Source organism: Microbulbifer sp. THAF38, assembly GCF_009363535.1.
In the GTDB taxonomy this organism is placed as follows: domain Bacteria; phylum Pseudomonadota; class Gammaproteobacteria; order Pseudomonadales; family Cellvibrionaceae; genus Microbulbifer.
This window is the reverse complement of sequence record NZ_CP045369.1, coordinates 2,643,356-2,664,761: the sequence shown is the minus strand read 5'-3', so window position 1 is coordinate 2,664,761 and position 21,406 is coordinate 2,643,356. Positions and strand designations below refer to the sequence as shown.

Here is a 21,406-nt window from a genome sequence, read left to right as displayed (position 1 = left end):
AGGGCTAGCCTGCCGATATGTTGCCAGCCGGATATAAAATTGACGTAGCGCACTGCCATGACACTCAACTCAAATGAAAATCTGCTTGAAACCATCCTCAGCAAAGAAAATCTTAATGCTGCATGGAAACACGTGCGAAGCAACAAAGGTGCCGCAGGCATTGACGAGATTACTGTCGATAATTTTATGCAGCACTTCAAGGCAGTTGGCGACGACCTCATCGAGACTATTCGACAGGGTCATTACCAGCCGCTTCCCGTCAGGCGCGTCTACATTCGCAAGCCAGATGGCGGCCAGCGTGGTCTCGGGATACCTACGATCTTTGATCGTGTTATACAGCAGGCTATCGCCCAAATCATCGGTCCCAGTTTCGATAAAACCTTTTCGGAGTTCAGCTATGGGTTCCGCCCAAAGCGATCACAGCATCATGCGGTGAAAAAGCTACAGAAGTATATCGAAGGCGGGAAGCGGATAGCCGTAGATGTCGATTTATCTAAGTTCTTCGACCGGGTCAACCATGACTTCCTCATGAGTTTACTTGGCCAAAGAATCAGCGATAAGCGTTTACTCAAGTTGATCGCAAGTTACTTGCGTGTAGGAAGTGTAGAAGATGGATGCTGGAAAGCCTGTCATGAGGGGGTGCCACAAGGGGGCCCTTTATCGCCGCTGCTCTCCAATATTGTACTCGACCTGCTCGACAAAGAGCTGGAAAAACGCCAGCACGATTTTGTCCGCTATGCGGATGATTTTGTGATTGTCGTTTCCTCTAAACGTGCCGGCGAACGGCTTATGGCGAGCATTAAACGCTTTGTTGAGCGCAAGCTTAAACTCAAAGTTAACGATGCTAAAAGCCAAGTAGCCCCCGTTAGTCGTTGTAAGTTTCTGGGTTTTTCTTTTCGTGGAGCAAAGCTTGTCTGGCATGATAAGTCACTGCGCCAATTTAAATACCACGTCCGTCAGATTACAGGACGGTCCCGTGGCATTTCGATGGAAAAGAAACTGAAGGAACTTACCGTATACCTCCGTGGCTGGATCAACTATTTTGGAATAGCGCAAGGCTATCAAAAATGTATTGATCTAGACTGCTGGATACGGCGGCGATTAAGAATGAGCTATTGGAAGAATTGGCGCAGAGTGAGAACGAAAGTTCGAAATTTACTGCGTATGGGTGTGAGTGAATCGCTGGCAGTTACCTGCGGCTCGACCGGTAAAAGTTACTGGCGAAGCGCAAAAACTGAGGGTATTCATATTGCGCTCAATAATGAGTTCTTCGAAGAGATGGGGTTGATTTCATTGCGAGATCGTTGGGTAGAGATTCATTACGGATAGGGAACCGCCCATTGCGGACCCGCACGATGGGTGGTGTGGGGGCCGGTAGCTAGAAACTACCGGCTACCCGATTAGGGCAATAACCAGTCAATGTTGGTTTGTAAAGGGTATTTCTTAATTAGCGATCGGGAGTGGACGCAGCTAATGTTAATAAAGCTTGGCACTGAGTGATAATGGCGCTTGAATCACAGGAGTCTTTTTTGGCGCTCCATTGCAGAGCATACCAAAGTACACATAGGTACTTGTAAATTAACCGCCAGTGGTGCAGCCGCCACCAGTCATTACTGTCTGGTGTTCTTTGAAGATAAGTAGCCAGTAATTGTTGCTGCTGTGCTGTTAATAGATGGTGTTCTTCGACCAGTGCGGCAAGGTCATAAAACCGATCCCCCATGGAGGCATATTCCCAGTCGATCGCGATAAGCTGCCCGCTACTGCTTGCAATTAGGTTTTCTTTGGTCAGGTCGTTGTGGCAAAGGCAGGGGTTATCATGAATAGCCTTTGTTGCGTTAATACTGGTTGATACTTCATCGCTTAACTGTTCCAGAAGTTGATAGAAATCGGCTTGAGTATCAATTGATGACCAGTAGTGGTCAATCTTCAGTTCAATATCGAGTTGACTGTCTATTGCCGGGAGAGCGTGAATATTACGGAGCAGTTTGGCAAGTCGTTCCAAGGCACCGGCGGTCTCTTTGTACCAGGGCTGGCCCTGAATAAATTCTGTTACCAAATATTGGTATTGAGGATCACTGTAAACAAGAGGCGCACAGAGCCCGGCATGACTGGCTCTGCTGAGGACTTGGGCTTCAGCTGCCCGGTTCAGGTCCATCGCCTGGCTGAGAGGAGAGTTATGGCGTACAACTAGAAGCTTTTCCCCTGATGAGACTAGATAGGTTCTATTGGTTTGCCCGCCTGCCAAAGCCCGTATAAAAATTGGCCTGGACTGGCTCCACTGATGCCAGTCGCAGGGAATAATGTCATTCTGAGTATCGCTCATAGGCACTGGGGGCTAGATTGCATCGCTGTTAAGCGCTGGAAACTTGGCCGCTTTTTGCAGGGGTAAACCGGGTTTGCTCAGCTTGATTCTGCCTGTTATAGATGGATTTCCATTGGAAAAAACCAATAACAACCAACACCACGTAGAGCAAAAACAACAGCGCGGTGAGGTAGAGCCCTCTATCCAGGTAGAGATAGATGGAGGCTCCATCCACCACAATCCAGTAGATCCAGTTTTCCAAGACCTTACGTGTCACCATATAGGTGGTCACCACGGCTCCCAGGGTGGTGAAGGAATCGAGATAGGGTAGCGCGGCGCTGGTAAAGTTATCTAGCAGATAACCGAATAATACGGTTAGTATACCAACACCACTGAACACCATTAAGTGGGTTTGTAGTTCCCACCGGTGAATCTTCAGATCTTTGTTTTTGTCCCTGTGGTGGCGCCATTGCCACCAGCCATAAACAGCCATGACTAGATAGAAAATCTGAAGTGCGGACTCCATCAGCAGGCTGACATCCCAGAATAAAACCAAATAGATTGTGGTACTGGCGAATGCGGCATACCAGCAGCTGATTTTCTCGCGCATCGCCAGTAGCAGGTAGGCGAGGGCCAGAATAACTGCTGCAACTTCCCACAGGGACATGGCCGCAATTGAGGTGCGAATAATTTCAAGAAACTCGGGGTCAAGCATGGGGTTCTGCCGGGGCTAGGTCGCCATCGATAAATTTACAAACAAAAATGGCGCGTCCAAACTGCTCGTAGGATTTACGCATTTCTATTTTTAGGATATCCATTAGTAAATCATACTCACCAAATATCTGAGTGCTCATGGTATTGGTGATCACTCTTAGGTCTGAATGACTATTCAGGCGCTCAATAAAAGCTTGAATACTGGGGATGTATTCATCTTTTAGTGGGTACATGCTGATTTCTGCTGAGAGCTGCATAGTTTTTCCCATTATTCGCCGAGATTCAGGAGGTAACCATCCTTGACTCCTTAGCTATCCAACCAGATTGAGCCCATGAAAAGTCAGATAGGTTATGTATCTGAAACAGTGTTTCACGGGCATTAACCATTGGATATTCGCTAAATTACAAGGTGCCCTGTTAGAAAGTATAAGTACCGGTTACCCCAGCAATACGAGGCTCACCCTGCTGATAGTAAGGTTCAGGAGCATAGAAATTGGCTGGATTGTTACCATACTCATTGCTGAAATAGAAACCCCTGGTGTAGTAGTCCTCGTCGGTCAGGTTTCTGCCCCACAGCGAGACTTCCCAGTTGTCAGCCCGATAAGTGAGGCGGGCGTTGAGCAATTCGTAGGCAGTGGATTTCTCATTGTGACTATTGGAGAAGTAAAACTCATCTTTGCCCTCCAATTCCAGACGCAGTACCCAGTGGGCACTGAGATCAATCTCGGTGCCAGTGAAGAATTGATAGCTTGGTGCATGAGCTACATCACGGCCATCCAGATTTACCGGTAGCACTATACCGGTTTCTTTGTCCTTCTTCGTATCTACGTGGGTGCTACTAATAAAGTTTTCAAACTCGGCGTTCAGCCAGCCTGCAGAAGCGAAGAGGCGTACAGTTTCCGTAGCCTGGAAATTTATTTCTGCCTCAAAGCCGAAAGTTTTACCACCTGCTGCGTTGCCCAGATACTCTCTAAACTTTTTACTCTCAGGGTTGAAAAGTGATTGTTTGGCTTGGACGTCGTTGCGGTCCTGGTAGAAGGCCGCTAGCTGGGCCTGTAGGCGGTTATCTAGCCAATTGCCTTTGGCTCCAAGTTCGTAGTTAAGCAAATGCTCTGTATCGAACTCGAACATCTCACGGTAAGCTTCTACATTATCCGCAAACTCTGCGATGATCGCCCCGTTCACCCCCCCTGCCTTATAGCCACGTGAAACAGTGGCGTACAGTAAAGTGCCTTCGGAATAATGATATTCTAAAGTTATATTTCCACCCCACAAGTCCTCACTGCTATCTGCCTTGGTGGTATAGGAATCAGAATAATCCGCACTACGCCTTTCCAGGCGAAGCCCGCTAATCAGGCTGAGGGTGTCGCTCAGTGTGGTGCTCAGTTGCCCATAAACTGCGCTGTTTTTGGTATCAAATTCACTGCTAAAAAAGCTGTATTCAGTGGTTGTGCCTTCAGTTGCTCCTGAAACCTGTAAGAGGTCTTCTTGTTCATGGCGATGATAAACCCCCAGTACCCAGCTAGTGTGTCCTGCAAAGAGTTTGGAGGTCTCGGTGGAAAGCAGGCGTAAATCCAGGCTGGTATTGTCTTTGTCCCGCTTGTAATTATCGGTTTGACTGTAACCCCAGGGATGAAAATCTATATAACTCCAGTCCTCATCGTATCCGTATTCGGTATCGGAGTTGGCGAGGCTTAGGGTGGATTCAAGAGTGAATTTTTCGTTACCCGACCACTGCCCAGTTAAAGCGCCTGCCCAGCTTTCCTGCTGGTCCCGACCGGGCTTGTCGGAGAGGGTTTCGCGGGTATTGTATAAAGAGAAGGCATCGTAGCCGTTATCGGCATCAAGGTAGAAGAGTGTCAGGCCGAGATGTAAGTCATCAATAGGTGAGTAAGCCAGTTTGCCACGCAGCACGGACTCATCAATATTGTTGGTGTCATCGCGGCCCAGGTACTGGTTTTCCATATAGCCATCGGACTTTCGCTCGCTGGCAGCAATACGGAAGCCAAGCTGCTCGGTCAGGCTGCCGCTGCCAATGGCTGAGAGGCTGCGGCCACCATATTCACTCAGTTCGGCAGAGACCTTGCCTGTAGTTTCTGAAGTGGGTGCCGCGCTGCGCATGTTGACGAGGCCCGCCAGGGCATTAGCACCATACAGGGTGCCTTGAGGGCCTCGGAGGATCTCTACCTGTTCGATATCCAGGGTGCTGGCAGCCAGGCCAAGACCAGTGAAGTCGATCCCATCTATGACCAAACCTACGGAAGGATTTACTGGGTCGATAAACTGGCTGCGCTCACCAATACCGCGAATTTGAATAAAGCGTCCCCGTGAAGCGCCAGTAGAGAAGTTGACATTTGGTGCCATATTCAACAGCTGGTCCAAGTTGCCAGCACCTCGCGCCTCAATACTGCTAGCGTCCATTACACTGACGCTGCCTGGTAGGTCCAGCAGGTTGGTATCGCGCAGTTGAGCCGTCACTACCACCTCTTCAAGCCCCCTGTCCATGGGCTCTGCAGCTAAAGCCAATCCACTAGGCGAGCCCGCAATAAGGCCGATGGATAAAGCAATCGGGTGGATTGTGAACAGTTTCTTCATGGTTCTCTCTCGGATCAACACTAATGAAAGAGACCCGGAGCGCGACGAGGGAAGGGCTTTGGCATGCCTACCTATTCCTACGCCGGTATTAACCGGATCAGGTTCAAGGGTTTGCTGCAAAAGATCTTCTTGATCTCGCAGCATCTCAGGCCTTGGCCACCCCTTAGGTTTTTGCGGGCGCGATGATAGCAGATGTTTCACTCATTATGGGAAGAAGGCACTCTTAACCTTCGAGCTTGGGTTTCTATGGGACGTTTTGGGGATTGGTAGCAGTGTTATAGGGATTGGAGGGGCGTGATAAGCAGTTTTCCTCCTGGTTACTCCCTCTCTTCCAAAGCTCTGGCTAATGTAGAGGGGACGTTTCTGCATAGAAGAATATTAAATATAATTTCAGGCCGAAGGTGCGAGGCTATAGCTGGTTTTAGCTTAGATTTAGAGGTTGGTGTAAAAATGAAAAATTGCCCTGGTTGTAATGAGAAGCCCATAGCTTTGATTGGCTGGTGTAGTGGTTTCAACTCGATACAGTGCATTTGTAAAAGTTGTGGTGCGGTCCTGTCGGCGAATCTTGTGACTTGGGGAGTGCTGATTGCCATTGTTGTCGCGATGTGCGCAGTAGCTTATGTTTCATTGATTCACTTCGATGTGCATTTTAAACAGGATCGCTGGTTGTTAATGGGTTTGATCTCTATTCCAGTTCTTATTGGGTCATTGCTGGGATACTTGGTTGGTGGCTATAAAGTAAAGGGAAGGAGCCTCCAGTGAGCAGTTTAGGTTTTACTTCTCTAAAGTGGCAAATTGGTAGATAGCATTCTATGGAATTGGTGATACAGGATAGATTAAAAACACTTGAGGCTGAGAAGGGCATAGAAACTTTGTATGCCTGTGAATCTGGAAGCCGTGCATGGGGCTTTGAGTCACCAGATAGTGACTGGGATGTGCGTTTTATTTACAAGCGAGATCTTAACCACTATCTGACTCTTGGAAACCCAAGAGATGTTGTGGAGGTGCCCTTTGATAAAGCGCTAGGTGATGAGCTTGATCTGGTCGGTTGGGATATCAGCAAAGCATTGGGTTTGTTGCGGGGAAGTAACCCGACATTGATTGAATGGTTGTTCTCTCCAAAAGTTTATCTCAGTCAGCAAGAGGTTTTGGATGAGCTTCGCAGCCTTGCCAAAAAATGCTGGCAGCCAAGAGCCTTGGCGCACCATTATATAAGTATGGGGTTTAATTGTTACTCCAAATTTGCTCGAAAAAATGATGAGGGTTCCAAAGAAATTCAAGTCAAAAAACTGCTTTATGTAATGCGTTCTATCCTAAATGCACTTTATATAAAAAGATTTATGGCTATTCCCCCGGTCGATTTTATGCAGATGTGCAAAGAGCTGCTGGTGAATGCACAAGAGGAATGGTTGCTGCAGTTGATATCCAGTTTGATTGAGAAGAAGAAAGGGCTGGACGAAGGCAGTCTTGTCGTTCTGGATGCCCGCCTTGATAACTGGATTCAAGAAAATTTGGACCGCGGGGTAGCCAACTCAATTGAGGAGCGACCTAAGCTGGATATAGCGGATTTTGATAGGCTTTTTCATCGGGTGTTAGGCATTTAATATTGGGTGACGTATCTAACGTTAAATATTGATCCATAGTTTGTGCTCGGTGAAAGTGTCTAAAATATTGGACTTTTCGTCGAGCGCTCATTGCCTATCTCTATCCAGAACTTTGCCAAGTCATAGAAAAACCCTTACGAGGCATTTTTTAACTCTTATTATTCATTAGCTGTTCATGCTGCTTTCAATATTCTTTTGAGTGATGTTTGGGGCTAGGGTGCCCCTATTAATCTTAATCACTTCATGGAAGGAAGCATCTAATGACTGAGGAAGAAAAAAGGGAGAGAGCTAGAAGACGCTGGAGGCACCTGCGTTCCACTTTGGCAACGCTAGGGCTTTTAGGCCGCTCAAGAGGGGCAAAAATGGTAGCCACTCCTTATTGGCCGGAAGTGCATCATCCCAACCATCAGGCGACCCATGGCCGCAATGGCAATGTCCGTTATCTCTCTGACCGGGACAGGCTGAAACACCGCGCAACATTTACAGGAAACACGCTGGTTATTCCTCCGCAAAGAAGGTTTGAGCTGGGTATCATGCAAAATACGGCGGGCAATATTATTTATGTTGTGGATTCACAGCGAAATTTCTATGTCGGAAGAAAAAATTTAGGTCATTTTCATCATTCCTCATTTATGGCAGGTGGGCCGGTCTTGGGTGCAGGAACCATTGTGCTGGGCGCCGGTTATCAAATACTCGAGGTCAACAACCACAGTGGCCACTACCGGCCAGGTGCTCGGGAATTAAAGCGGGTGGCGCTTGCTATTAGCACGCTCGGTGGGGATTTGAATCAGATACCATTTCGTGTATCGGGGGCGGGGCCCGATGTTGTTTATGGGAATGGGTTGGCGCTTCTGGATGCGGCGGTTTAAATAATTGAGGGCAGTAGTTTCTTTGAGAGGAGAAGGTGCTAGTTTGAGAGCGGGTTGACGTGGGGCTTTGACGTCGGGTATTGGCATAGAAGAGTGGTAGGGGAGAACAGTGTGCCCTAGTCAATGAAGGTAGGGCACACTTAACGTGGCGTAGGCTTTAGAAGCGTCTGCGGAACATCGGCAGAGGTTGGTCCACACCAGATTGATAGCTATCCCCGAAATCGTGTAAGGACTCTTTCAGGCTGGTGAGAGGCTGCTCGCCTTCGAAAGCGTAGGCATTAAAGCCGCAGCGCTGAAGGTAAGTGAGCTGGTCACGCATAAAGCCGCCCACCGCGCGGAGCTCTCCTTTGAAGCCAAAGCGTTCGCGAAGCAAACGACCGGCAGAAAATCCGCGGCCATCGGCGAAGGCGGGGAAGTGAATCGCAATCAAGGGTAAATTTGCGGCTTCGCTGCCGATAAGCTCTGCACCTTCGTCACTGTCTAGCCAGACGCCCACTTCAGCACCGCGCTTGGTCAGGGCCTCCCGGTGTGCCTGCCACTGATGCAACGGCAGAATCACTTTGCCGGAGGGCAAAGCGTTTATATCAAACGTTTCCCCTTCTTCCAGCTGCGGCAGTATCTTCCACTCATTAGTGACCACTTCACCATTGAGAATCAACTCGGTGGGGTTGCCCGGCTGTGGGCCCAGCTTAACTGGCTTTGGCATAGACTCTCTCCTTGAAGGGCTGCAGGCCGATGCGGTTGTAGGTGTCGATAAAGGGCTCTTCGGCCTGGCGTTGTTCGACGTAGAGATCGAGGATCTTGCCGATTACTTCGGGAACTTCAGCCCGTGAGAAACTGGGGCCCAGTACCTTGGCCAGGCTGGCTTCGTTGGAGGCGCTGCCGCCCAATTGGATCTGGTAGAACTCCTCGCCCTTCTTGTCCACACCGAGGATGCCGATATGGCCCACATGGTGGTGGCCACAGGCATTCATACAGCCGGAAATATTCAGGTTCAGGTCGCCAAGGTCGTAGAGGTAATCCATGTCGTCGAATCGACGCTGGATCGCCTCGGCAACAGGGATCGACTTAGCATTGGCCAGGGAGCAGTAATCGCCACCGGGACAGCAGATCATATCGGTAAGGGTGCCAATATTCGGCGTGGCAAAGCCGTGTTTGCGCGCCTGTTGCCACAGCTCGTAAAGCTCGCCTTGCTCCACATCGGCCAGAACCACGTTTTGATCGTGGGTAGCGCGGGCTTCGCCGAAACTAAAGGCATCGGCGAGATCGGCAATGGCCTCCAGCTGTCGGTCGGTGACATCACCGGGGGGCACACCGGTAGGTTTGGTGGAGAGCTTGATGGCGCGGTAACCCGGTACCCGGTGAGGGTAGGTGTTGCGATCCAACCAGCGCGCGAAAGCCTTGTCGCTATCGGCCTGTTGCTGTAGGGCAGCTTCACTGGCGGCGCCATCAAAGGTCTTGTAGTCGGGCGCGGTGAAGAAGGATTTGGCCCACTGCAGAGCTTCTGGGGTCAATTTCTCTACCCCGTCTTTAATGTGCTGCCATTCCTCTTCCACACGGCGACCAAATTCTTCGGGGCCGAGGGCTTTCACCAGAATCTTGATACGCGCCTTGTACTTGTTGTCGCGGCGGCCCAGCTGGTTGTACACGCGCACAATCGCTTCCAGGTAGGAGAGCAGATCTTCTTCCGGCAGGAAGTCGCGGATCGTCTCGGCAATAACCGGTGTGCGGCCCTGGCCGCCGCCAACCAGCACCTGGAATCCAATTTCCTCGCCGCGCTTCACAATCTGCACGCCGATATCGTGTACACGAATCGCGGCGCGGTCCTGCTCGGAGCCACTCACCGCGATCTTGAACTTGCGCGGCAGGAAGGCGAATTCCGGGTGGAAGGTGGACCACTGGCGAATCAGTTCGCAGTAGGGGCGGGGATCGGCAATCTCGTCGAGAGCGATGCCCGCATAGGGGTCAGAGGTGGTGTTGCGGATACAGTTGCCGCTGGTTTGAACTGCGTGCATTTCCACTTCGGCCAGCTCGGCCAGAATAGCGGGTACATCTTCCAGTTGGGGCCAGTTGTACTGCAGGTTCTGACGCGTGGTGAAGTGCGCGTATCCTTTGTCGTAGTCCCGGCTGACGCGCGCGAGACGGCGCAGCTGGCTGCTGTTGAGCAGGCCGTAGGGCACGGCGATGCGCAACATGGGGGCCAGTCGCTGAATATAGAGGCCATTTTGCAGGCGCAGTGGCAGGAATTGTTCCTCACTCAACTCGCCGGCGAGGTAACGTTCCGTCTGGCCGCGGAACTGGGCAACGCGATCGTTAATGATGGCGCGATCCCGGTCGTCGTATCGATACATAACAGCTTGATTCCATTGCCTTTGTGCGCGGATGGTGGAGAAATGGGCAAGCCCCGGATGGTTCTCCGCTGGCGCCTAACATACCAGCACGCTTATGCAATAAATAACAATATTTTTCGCTATGTCTGTAACCAACAGTTATAAGCAGTTCGCTGTTGAGTTGTTGGCTTGCTGAGCTGCAGGGAAGTGCTTTCCCTTTCCACTGATCACATTTGATTGCGGCCGTCTCTGTTGAGTATAGAGACATCACTTTTCTGGAAGGTGGCTAGGCTATCTCGCGTTGAACTCAGGGATACCGCTGGGGGTGAGTGTGCCGGGATACCCACCTGATAGTCTTTGTTAATGGGCATTTGCTATAGAAGCCGTTGACAATAAGTTTCTATGGGGAGTAGTTCACTCACATATGCCGGTTTGGGATTTCTGTGAATCTGATCTTGTTGGCCAGGAAGCTAAGATGGCGCCTCACTGGGGATCGCATTACAAGTGGTTCCCCGGCGTATTCACTGTGAAAGTAATTCCATCCTCACTGGCAGGGAGAGAATTGGTATGAAATTGACGCAGCTGTTCTGCGCTTGTAAGAGCATAGATTATGAGTGCATCTTCGCCCCTGATTTGAGTTTCCAGCACATGCGGGCCCCTTAATAATGCATGCCAAACCGGGGTGTTGTATGAGGGCCACTCATGGGATTCTTGCAGGGTGGTATGCTGATAATGCTAGCCCTTCATTCCTACGCTCTCGTTAGTGCTCCCTATTTCCCTTGCCATGTTCAAAGCGTTGGCTGATCAGTATTTGGTGAGGGCTTTAGCGGAGGGGGAAGCCTGTGTTGGCTGTATATATGGCGGAGTGGGTTCAACCGCAGTTGGTACTGACTCTGATTAGGTGGGGCCCTTACAGGCTCACCGTTGTTACCAAAGAAATTCAGTTTAGAGAATTCTTAAAAAGTCTCGAAGCTGCCATTGAGGCCCCTCCTGGCATTCGGCCGGAAAGGAAAGGTTGTGAAGAACTCGCCCGAGCCCTCTCGGTCTGGCTTCTCCATAACACGTCAGTCTTTACTTCCTTCAGTATTTCTTTCCAATTCTTGCTTGTGTTATTAGCACCTACGTTTTAATCGCGGTTTCCGCTAATCCACTATTGTTACAATATTGGGGTTTTACCCGGTTGGTCGTTTTGTCAGTCCAGCTTAAAGAGCCCTCCATATCAAGTTTTCATCAGTGTTTTTCGTTGAAGAATTCTTTTTACTGTTTTCATTTATTTTCATTTTATGAAATCAACAATAGTTTTGAGTCGCTGGCGTTGAGGTCTTTAACTGAAAAAACCTTTCACTGTCATTAGAGGCAAAAAGTTCTACAGGTGTGGGAAGGGGCAGGCTTTCCTTGGGGGATGTTTTTTAGCTGGAGTATGGCGGAGACACATAGAAAGTGTGGAGGTACCCATAATTAGACAATTTGTCTTCGTGCTATTTAAAACTTTTTTGCAGTGGGGCTGGATGGTTATCTAAATAGCTTGTAGTCAACCGGGTAAGCCCTGATGAATAAGCTATGCAGATACGTTTTGTGTGTTTGTATTAAGCCTCGAATCATTCGTAGCCTAGCAAGGATGGCGAGGGGAGTCTGGCACTTGAAAAAGTAACCTAATAGTTGGATATATTCACCTCCCTTATCTGACGTTTATGACATAAATGTTCACATTAATAATCATTCTTGGATTAATGTTGACGCGTAAGTATACTGGCGCGCCCTATTCCTGGCTGTATAACTGGGGGGAGGGTTTAGCCATAAAAACGAAAAGGGAATTTCCGCTGTGTTCAAGGGTTGTGGTTCGCTGTCTCATACCAGGCTGACGGGGTTATTTCTTCTGATGAGCTCGTCGATAAAAGGTTTGATATCAATTTTTAACCTTTTCCCAATACTTTTATTGGGTATGGTGGCTTCCAGTAATGCTGACGCAAGTGTTAATGCCTATGCATATGGTGATGGATCGATCAATATAGATTGGCCGGGTTCATATGCAGATGTATCAATCATTGAGTATAAGAACGGTGTTTGGCAAAGATCGATCAAGGTCACAGGGATAAAGGGCAACTACCGAGTTACCGGGCGAACCGATGGCATGTGGAAATATGTTGTCTCTGGTGAGAATGTAGGAGGTCCAGGAGGTGGTGGATGTAACCCCATCTGTCCATTTGCTTTTTTAGAAAAAATCAAAAGAAACCCCTTGTTTTTCCTGGCACCCTCTGCATATGCCGCTAAATATTTAGGTTCGGTAGAGGTGGAGATGCTCAGGAACCCCGGCGTTCCCGGAGGCATTAGTCTTGCGAGTAGAGACACTGATGGTAGCTATTCCATCAGCTGGGGTACAGCCAGTGGGAGCGTAGATTATTACGAACTGCAAGAACGAAAAGACTCGGGTTCTTGGTCCTCTATTCACAGTTCCTCTTCCAAAAGTAAGAATTTAAGCGGTAAATTGACTGCAGACTATGAATATCGAGTTAGAGCTTGTAATCGTAGCGCCTACAGCTCTAAAACGGCATGTTTTAACTTTAACCCAGTTAAAAAAATTACTGTTATCCGCACTCCAGGTTCAATTTCGGTTCCCGCCTCAAGCACCAATGGTAGTGTCAATATTTCTTGGAACTCTGTTTCGGGGGCTGATAAGTATGTTTTGCAGGAACAAAAGAATAATGGTTCCTGGAACGAGATTTACAGCGGAACTTCGATCAGCCGTAATTTTAGTGGGAGAGGGACGGGAACTTATCGCTATCGAGTTGCCGCTGTCGAAGGCACTTCAGTAGGATCTTTTAAAACCTCCTCTACTGTCACAGTATCCAGAGCTCCGGGTATACCTGGAAACCTAGCCGTACCAGCCAGTAGCAGTGGTAACTATGCTGTGAGCTGGAGTGCGGTTTCTGGGGCGGCCAGGTATATATTGGAGCAGTCAGGTGACGCCTCTGGTAGCTGGAGCTTGGCTGGCACTAGCAAGTCCTTTAGTCAAAGTAAGAACAGCAGTTACTCATATCGCGTAAGGGCCTGTAAAACTTATAGCGGTGTTGAGTCTTGTAGTAGCTGGACAGGAAAGAAGAGTGTCAGTGTAAAATTTCCTGACCTGATGGTACAGTCGGTTACTAAGAGTGGAAGGGTTACCCTGCTGTTTAATGGAAACTGGCAAGATGCAGAGCGTTGCACATTAAAGCGTGGAAATACTAATGTTAGCAGTAAAATGTTCGACCCTGGCGCTACCTTTACAGAGACACTTTCTAAAAGTGGTACTTATGACTACCATTACGCCTGCGATGAATGCTTACAAGGTAATTTTCCGAAGTGCTCAGAGCCAAATCCTGTTGCAAAAGTATCGGTATTAGCCACAGTCATTATTGCACCTGATAAACCTGCTCTTACTAGCGTCAGCGCAAAATCGTACACCGGTTCTGTCAGTTTGAGTTCCAATAGCTCCGGCCCAATAGATTCGGTGCACTGGCAGAAGCGTAAAGCAAATAGTAGCTGGCCTGCGGATAATAGCTACAGCACAGCAACTAGCAGTACCTTTACTGTCACCGGTCTCGCCGATGGCAGCTGGGAACTTCGCACTAAAAACTGTAATTCTTCCGGCTGCAGCGCAAGCTGGAGCACACCTGTTGGGGTTTCTGTCCGGAACCAACCGGTACCCACGGCCCCGACGCTGGATGCCATAGGGAATAGTGCTATAGGTTCTCTTAATTTGAACTGGAGCGATCGCTCCAGCCAGCAGGTTTACAAGTACAAACTTTACGAGAACGGCAAGCTCCTTAAAGAGTTGACCACCAGCTCTACCAAGCCCGCGCCCCTCACCGGTACCACGCTCAAGCGCGATGACGGCAGCTACAGCTACCATTTGATAGCTTGTAATTTACGTACCTGTTCCACGGCCGGCAGTGCCCAATCTGTCATCGTCGCCAAAACCCCAAGTGCGCCCAAATCTCCCAACCTATCGGCAAGTTTCTCGCGTTCCGGTGAGGTTGATCTCACTTGGGGTAGTGCCAGTGGCGCGATCGTGCGCTATGAAATTATTGCCGGTAGCGCATCTTCGGCGGAGGGGTCAGTAAGTTGGAGTAAAGCCGCCCCAATTAAGCACACAGATCTCAAGCATTTGAGCAAATCACTGTCGCTGGATAACGGCTTCTTCGCCTATCAGGTCCGTGCCTGCAACCAGGTATCGAGTTTCAGTAGCTGCTCAAATACGGTTGCAACAGATATTGTTCAGGTTGACCAAACTCCGCCACCGGTAACGGTGGAGGTGCCTCCCTATAAGGCCACGGTACTGTCTACTACCGACCCTCGAGTGTTGGCCTCCGATCGTGTCGGCATATTGCCGGGGGAATTCCGCGTGACTGAATCTGGCGCGGCGACTTATACCATTCCGCTCCAGGTGGGTCCTTCATCCGGTGGCAGTACACCGGCGCTCAGTGTGACATACAGCAGTTCCGGTAATAACGGCCCTCTAGGGGTTGGCTGGGGTATCAGTGGGCTGTCCGTCATTACTGCCTGTCGTAGAACGCTTGAAGAAGACGGTACCAATGGCAGTGCCTTTGATCGGTTCTGTTTGGATGGCCAACGTTTGAAACTCGTGTCTGGTCAGTATGGCAGTCTCGGCAGTGAGTACCGTACAAGTGTGGATAGCTTCGTGCGTGTACGCTTGGTCTCGAGTGCCACTGGCAGCGGTCAGGGCTTTGAAGTGTACCGTAAGGATGGCTCTGTCTCTTATTACGGTATGAACGCAGATGCGCAGCAGGAGAAGAGCTGGTATTTAAATACCCAAGAAGACAGTGTTGGTAACCGTATTGAATACAATTACCTGAAAGACACCGCACTCGGTGAACACCTGATTGAAACGGTCGATTACTCCGCGAACGGTCACGATGCAGCGCTGAATCGGATTCAATTCTACTACGATACGAACCGCAGCGATAAACGCTATGGCTACCTCTTCGGTCAGAAGACCGCCGCAACCCGCCGTCTCACCGCCATTACTTCCAGTGCGGACTCGGTGGAATTGCGCCGCTACAACTTCAGCTACCAAAAAAGCGCTACAGGACGTTTGCTCCTCGAAGAAGTTGAGGAGTGTGTCCAGGGTAACTGTCGCAGACCCACGGTATTTATCTATGCTCAATCGGCTGGATCAGGCATGGTGAGTACTGCTGCTAATCCTAATATTTTCCATTCAGGTTATGAGGGCGGTAAATACGGGGATGTCAATGGCGATGGGCTCACAGACCTGGTATTTATCCGTTACGACGGCAGTCATGGAAAACGCTATATTCGTGTTGCCTTGGGCACAGCCGGGGGTGAATTGTCACTGCAATCGGGACAAATGCGAATCCGTGCCAATGAGCGTAGGGAATGGCACTTGCTGGATTACAACAATGATGGCAAGGACGACCTACTGCATGCGCCGATAGATGATGTAGGCACACATTGGGCCGTGAATTTGTCTAATGGTAGCGGGTTTAGTAGCACCGATAGCCCCACGACAATCAGCTATCAAAAGGATCAGCTGGGCCAGATGCACGACTTTAATGCTGATGGTTTGCCGGATTTTCTTAAATTTACTTCGGCCGTCGGTCTCCACTCAGTTAGCGACTCGCCCACCATGAAAATCCGCGAGCTACAGCGCAGTAACAATGGAACGCTTTCTTTCAAAAACTCTGAGGTTACTCGCACCCTATCGCTGCCTTCTGTTAGTGCCCCGGGGGGCTTACCCTTGGGATTATTTAAGCGCACTACCTTGGTAAAATTACGCGATACGGATATGGTGGCCGATTTCAATGGGGACGGTATTGCCGATCTCACCGCGATTATGCAAACGGATTGGGTTTGTACAGAGGCGGCGAGTGATTGTAACAACCTTAGCCATGTAACTGACAATCACTTTGTTGTGCTGATGTCCGAGAGTGATAACCGCCACGAGGCGGTATTCAAGCGTGAACTCAATGGAGAGGTGGTTGACGCCGAACACCGGATCACAGATCTAAATGGCGATGGCTTACCCGACCTTTTGTTCCGCCCCAATGCAAACTGGGATTGGGGGGTGCTGCACTTTAACGGAGAAAAATTTGTCTCCGCAGGTTTCCTGCCTAAGCAAGTAGATGAAGATATCCAGTTGTATGACTGGGATATGGATGGCCTGGTGGACATTCTCTACCCCAATGCCAACGACAAAGAAAACAATGAATACCAGTATCTCTATGTACTGCCCAATCAATCCAATGGCTTTGGTAGTCCTATCGATACTGGCCTGTTGTTCGGCGCCGATGCGAATGATCACAGTCACTTGGTGATGGATGTGACTGGTGATGGTCGCCCTGAAATTGTTGAGAACTGTGCGAACCGCGATGAGCAAGAAAACCACTGCGATGATATGCGCACCCGCTCAGGCTTCTTTAGTGGTTCGGGCCTTACAGACAAGTATGTACGTGTGTTCAAGCCCAAGCATACTGATAAACCGGTGGATGTGCTTGAGTCTGTAGAGAATGGCTTCGGGGTAAAAACAGAAATCCGTTACGCGCGCCTGAATGATGACAGTGTGAATGTTTACACCCGTAAGAAGGGCTCCTTTAAGCTGAACTACGGACGCGGCTCGCCGGTATTTGATTTGTACTCACCGATGTACGTGGTGCAAAAAGTAATCTCCGATGCACCGGCGGCCAATGACAATAACAATACGGTCGAGGCCCATTACCACTACGCCGGCGCGCGTATGCAGAGTGGTGGGCGAGGTTTCCTCGGTTTTGAGTCGGTCACTACTTATGACCCGCAAAATGAGGTGAAGACCACTACCCACTACCGCCAGGATTATCCTTTTATTGGTATGCCCTCACAGACGGCCAAGGTGATTGAGTCCAATGCCAGTAATATCAAAACCCCGGCTACCTGTGAGGGTAGTGGGCTCACCCTGATCAGCTGCTCTATTAACACCTTGGAATCCATAGTACCGGTATCGGGCAAAACGGTAATGCCCTATATCAGTCAGGCAGAGGATAAATCCTACAGCCTGAGCGGGAGTTATCTGGGTAAGGTGGTAACAACCACCAACTACACCGCAGCCAATGATATTAAATATGGCAATGTCAGCTCGGTAACGGTGAAGCACTATGATGCTTCTAATAAATTAGTGCAGAGCAAAACCACAAGTAATACCTACGACAATGTGGTGAACAGTGATCGCTGGCACTTGGCGCGCTTGCGTGAGAGTAGTGTTAGTACTCAGAGGTATGGAGCCCTAGCGGCACCGCAAATCCAGCGAACCGCGCATTTCGATTACGATAACCTGACTGGCCTGTTAACCGATGAATGGGTAGCTAAAGGTAGCGCACAAGAGTTACATACCCATTATGAGCACGACCGCTTCGGCAATCGCGTTGCATCCACGGTAACCAATGCGCAGGGCGAAAACCGTACCAGTCGCACGGGTTTTGACGGCTATGGCCGCTACGCATTAAATCGGGTGAACGGACTTAAACAGACCGCCGAACAAGCTCTGGAGATGGACCCTTTCGGCCAGCCGCAGCGCGTACTGGATATCGGCGGTGTGGAAACGCATTACGCCTATTCCCCATTCGGCAATCGCTATTTTGAACACCACGAGACTGGCAGCTATGCTACTACCTTGAGCACACTCTGCGCTGATAGCGGCGGCTGCCCCACAATAGCCGGAGTGCCGTCTCACTTTAAAGTGACCACTAGCGGGATAGAGCAGGCCAAGAGCGTGACGTACCACGATCGCCTGGGCCGTGAGCTTCGCAAGCAAACTCAGGACTTCCACGGTAATTGGGTATTTGTCGATACCCAGTACGATGAACAGTCCCGCGTTAAAAGGGTCTCCGAACCTTATAGTAGTGGCGGCTCTCCACGCTGGACTACATACTCCTACGATATTCTCGGGCGCACCACCAAAGTGGATGCCCCCAGTGGCCAGTGCGATAGTACGATTACCTTTAATGGTCTGACGGAAACTATTAAGAACTGTGCTCAGCAAGCCAAGGTTACCCAGAAGAATGTCCTCGGTGAGTTGGCTCAGGTTACCGATAATATCGGCGGTAAACTGCAATACAGCTACTACGCCGATGGCAATCTCAAACAGGTGCGCACCCTAAACAGCGGCGGCGGTGAAACATCAGCAACTTTTGTTGAGTACGATAATCTCGGCCGCAAGACCCGTATGGTAGATCCGGATAAGGGCACCTGGACTTACGGTTACACAGGATTTGGTGAGCTGGCCTGGCAGAAGGACGCCAAGGGGCAGGGCACCGCCATGAGCTATGATGCCCTCGGCCGCATGGTGACTCGCGCAGACTACACCAGCTTCGACAGTAACAGCCAAACGGGCACTCTGCAGAACTTCAGCCGCTGGTACTATGACCAGGACCCCGGCTGTGATTCCAAATACCGTTTCGATGGAAAGTTGGTCGCTGTAGCCCAGGCCCCTGTCGCTATTGCTGCAGGCTGCAATGCCAATATGGAGGATGTCAGCTACTTCAAGTTGCTGCACTACGATATCTACGGTCGTCTGGGCGAGACCACCACCGTGCTTGGCGTACTGGATGGCGAAGGGGACTTTTATGAAAAAGTCACCTACGACCAATACAGCCGTGCTAAGCGAAGCTTTGATGCCAGTAATCAGCAGGTGGGTAATGATGAGGACTATTTGCGCGGTGTAGAAACGGTTTACAACCCATTTGGTTTTAAAGTGGGTGTGCGTGATGTAACCGCCCCCGCAGATAGTGGTTATTATTACCGGGTTAAGCGCATGAACCTGCGCGGCCAGGTGGAAGAAGTATTGCTCGGCAATGGCCTCACCACCACCTATGCCTACGATCCACAACATCACCGCCTCACCAGTATCCTCACCGATATCAATCCCGGTGTGGGTCAAGTGCAGAATCTGCATTACGACTGGAATGCCATCGGCAATCTGCTTTCTAAAACCGACCTCAGTGGTGATGGTAGCTACCGTAAGGACCTTCAGGAACGTTTTGAGTACGACGGCCTCAACCGCCTTCGCTACGCGCGCCTCTATCAAGTCGGCAGTCAAGCTGCCACCCAGGAGGTTCGCTATGATGATGCCGGTAATATCACCTATAAAACAGGCGTTGGTAGCTATGAATACAATGGCCCACGCCCTCATGCCGTAACCAAAGCCGGTAATACCAGCTATCACTACGACAACAACGGCAACATGAGTAGCGACTCAAGCAGCCGTACGCTGGACTATACCGTCTTTGATAAACCCAGCCTGGTCACTAAGGGCAGCCACGATACACGCTTCACCTACGGCCCGGACCGCAGCCGTTACAAGCGAGTGGACGACAATGGCAAAGGCACTGTGACCACCCTGCAGATTGGCAGCGTTGAGAAAGTGATTGAGCGCAGTGCCTCCGGTGCTCATATCAAGAGCTTCTATCGCCGTAATATCGCAGGCGTTGCTATCGAGCGTGTCGAGCTGAATGCATCGGATGAAATTGCCAGTACCAACACCCAGTATTTACACAAAGACTTGCAGGGCTCCCTGGATGTTATTACCGATAGCACCGGTCAGGTTGCCAAAGATGCTGCAGGTAACAAACTGGTTTACAGTTTTGATGCCTGGGGTAAGCGTCGCAATGCCCTAAGCTGGGAGCAGATTGCCGGCGCGCCTGCAAATACGGTTAGCGCCCTCAGTGTGGGAGCCTTTAATCACCTGAGTAGCAACCGCGGTTATACCGGCCATGAAATGTTGGATGGGGTAGGCCTAATCCATATGAATGGACGGGTCTATGACCCGACCCTGGCCCGTTTTGTCTCCGCGGATCCAATGATTGATGGGATCACCTCGGTCCATGGCTACAACCGCTACGCCTATGTGCACAATAATCCGCTGATCTATACGGATCCTTCAGGGTATAGCTCCTGGAATAAGTGGAGAGATTCGGTAGTAAAACCGGTAGTTGCGGTAGTAATTGCCGTTTATACCGGGGGGCAGGCTTTTGCCGCGCTACAAGCTGGAAACAGTGCTGCAGCCGTGGGTTGGGCCGCTGCCGGCGGTGCTGCCGCTGGAGCAGTCCAAAGCGGTACAGTTAAGGGGGCCTTCTTTGGTGCCTTCAGCGCAGTAGCATTTATGGGAATTGGTAATGCCTTTCAAGGAGCGAGCTGGGCAACTAAAGGCGTAGTTGGTAAAGGTATTATGGGTACTGGCTTAAATGGGTATGGTTATGCCGCAAAAGTATTTGCCCACTCAGTGGCCGGTGGCCTGTTGTCTGAAGCCCAGGGAGGAAAGTTTAAGCACGGCTTTGCTGCAGCGGGTGTGGCTCAAGCATTTTCAGGAGCTATCGACTTGATTGATGCAGGAAATACTGGTTTTAGTGTGGCGAGGGTGATCGCAGCCGCGATCGTAGGTGGCACAGCCTCTGTGGTATCGGGTGGTAAGTTTGCCAATGGGGCTATAACAGCTGCTTTTGCTAGGGCTTTTAATGATGATCTTCACCCTTCTGCACAAAAGGGAAAATCTGTCGCGCTGATAATTGATACTGGCCATAAAGGTAACCCTTTTGGACATTCAGCATTTGCTGCAGAAGGTGAAGGTGTTTATTCATATGGTACTAAGCATGCTTTCGGTTCCTCTACCGCGGAATATATTAATGATAGGCTTAAATTAAGCCCTGTTAATGTTTATATTTTCGAGGGAATATCTGCTGACAACATTCAGAAGATGATTTCTTCATTTAAGCAGGTGAGTTCTGCCGGTTATGATCTTCTTAATAATAATTGTGCAACGGCATGTTTTGTCGCAATGAAAAACGGTGGCTATGGTTTCCCTTTTAATTTGCTTGAAAAGGTTAATACCCCTGCTGCGCTGGATAACGCTGCTCGATTCAGGGCTGACTCTTCTTACCGCCTTTATAATACTCGAGATGAAAACGCAGTAATCCCTGAGGTTATTTATGATTTTTAATTGCTTTTATA

At 49.8% G+C, this 21,406-nt stretch carries 11 protein-coding genes and 1 riboswitch; of the genes, 5 read left to right on the top strand and 6 right to left on the bottom strand.

Annotation, left to right across the window (positions count from 1 at the left end):
• Nucleotides 1-57 precede the first annotated feature (57 nt).
• A complete protein-coding gene (gene ltrA / locus FIU95_RS11290; RefSeq protein ID WP_152452240.1) occupies nt 58-1,329 on the top strand; it encodes a group II intron reverse transcriptase/maturase in 1,272 nt (423 codons plus the stop codon).
• Between the two features lie 118 nt (nt 1,330-1,447).
• On the opposite strand, the gene FIU95_RS11285 is transcribed toward ltrA, so the two are convergent.
• The 4 genes from FIU95_RS11285 to FIU95_RS11270 form a co-directional block, all read right to left on the bottom strand.
• Nucleotides 1,448-2,323 carry a choline/ethanolamine kinase family protein gene (locus FIU95_RS11285; RefSeq protein WP_152453867.1) on the bottom strand — a complete coding sequence of 292 codons (876 nt, stop codon included), beginning with the start codon at nt 2,321-2,323 and terminating at the stop codon, nt 1,448-1,450.
• Between the two features lie 28 nt (nt 2,324-2,351).
• Nucleotides 2,352-3,017, bottom strand: coding sequence for a nicotinamide riboside transporter PnuC (gene pnuC / locus FIU95_RS11280; protein ID WP_152453866.1), 666 nt, complete (start codon nt 3,015-3,017; stop codon nt 2,352-2,354).
• A complete protein-coding gene (locus tag FIU95_RS11275; RefSeq protein WP_152453865.1) occupies nt 3,010-3,273 on the bottom strand; it encodes a hypothetical protein in 264 nt (87 codons plus the stop codon). The genes pnuC and FIU95_RS11275 overlap by 8 nt, the downstream gene beginning before the upstream one ends.
• Before the next feature lie 160 nt (nt 3,274-3,433).
• On the bottom strand, nt 3,434-5,611 hold the full coding sequence (locus tag FIU95_RS11270) for a TonB-dependent receptor (protein ID WP_152453864.1): 2,178 nt from the start codon (nt 5,609-5,611) through the stop codon (nt 3,434-3,436).
• Between the two features lie 57 nt (nt 5,612-5,668).
• Nucleotides 5,669-5,785, bottom strand: a riboswitch (TPP riboswitch).
• Between the two features lie 120 nt (nt 5,786-5,905).
• Between FIU95_RS11270 and FIU95_RS11265 the strand changes: the two genes are divergently transcribed.
• The 3 genes from FIU95_RS11265 (at nt 5,906) to FIU95_RS11255 (ending at nt 8,084) form a co-directional block, all read left to right on the top strand.
• Nucleotides 5,906-6,373 (top strand): hypothetical protein, encoded by a 468-nt coding sequence (locus tag FIU95_RS11265; protein ID WP_152453863.1) that lies wholly within the window; start codon nt 5,906-5,908, stop codon nt 6,371-6,373.
• Between the two features lie 50 nt (nt 6,374-6,423).
• Nucleotides 6,424-7,215, top strand: coding sequence for a nucleotidyltransferase domain-containing protein (locus FIU95_RS11260; RefSeq protein WP_152453862.1), 792 nt, complete (start codon nt 6,424-6,426; stop codon nt 7,213-7,215).
• Between the two features lie 362 nt (nt 7,216-7,577).
• On the top strand, nt 7,578-8,084 hold the full coding sequence (locus tag FIU95_RS11255) for a hypothetical protein (RefSeq protein ID WP_152453861.1): 507 nt from the start codon (nt 7,578-7,580) through the stop codon (nt 8,082-8,084).
• Between the two features lie 157 nt (nt 8,085-8,241).
• On the opposite strand, the gene FIU95_RS11250 is transcribed toward FIU95_RS11255, so the two are convergent.
• Both FIU95_RS11250 and FIU95_RS11245 read right to left on the bottom strand, forming a co-directional pair.
• Nucleotides 8,242-8,790: a DUF934 domain-containing protein gene (locus tag FIU95_RS11250; RefSeq protein ID WP_152453860.1), complete on the bottom strand. Its 549-nt coding sequence runs from the start codon at nt 8,788-8,790 to the stop codon at nt 8,242-8,244.
• Nucleotides 8,774-10,435 carry a nitrite/sulfite reductase gene (locus FIU95_RS11245; protein WP_152453859.1) on the bottom strand — a complete coding sequence of 554 codons (1,662 nt, stop codon included), beginning with the start codon at nt 10,433-10,435 and terminating at the stop codon, nt 8,774-8,776. Before FIU95_RS11245 ends, FIU95_RS11250 begins: the two co-directional genes overlap by 17 nt.
• Nucleotides 10,436-12,293: 1,858 nt before the next feature.
• On the opposite strand from FIU95_RS11245, the gene FIU95_RS11240 reads away from it, so the two are divergent.
• Complete coding sequence (locus FIU95_RS11240; protein WP_152453858.1) at nt 12,294-21,395, top strand: RHS repeat-associated core domain-containing protein; 9,102 nt, start codon at nt 12,294-12,296, stop codon at nt 21,393-21,395.
• Nucleotides 21,396-21,406 lie beyond the last annotated feature (11 nt).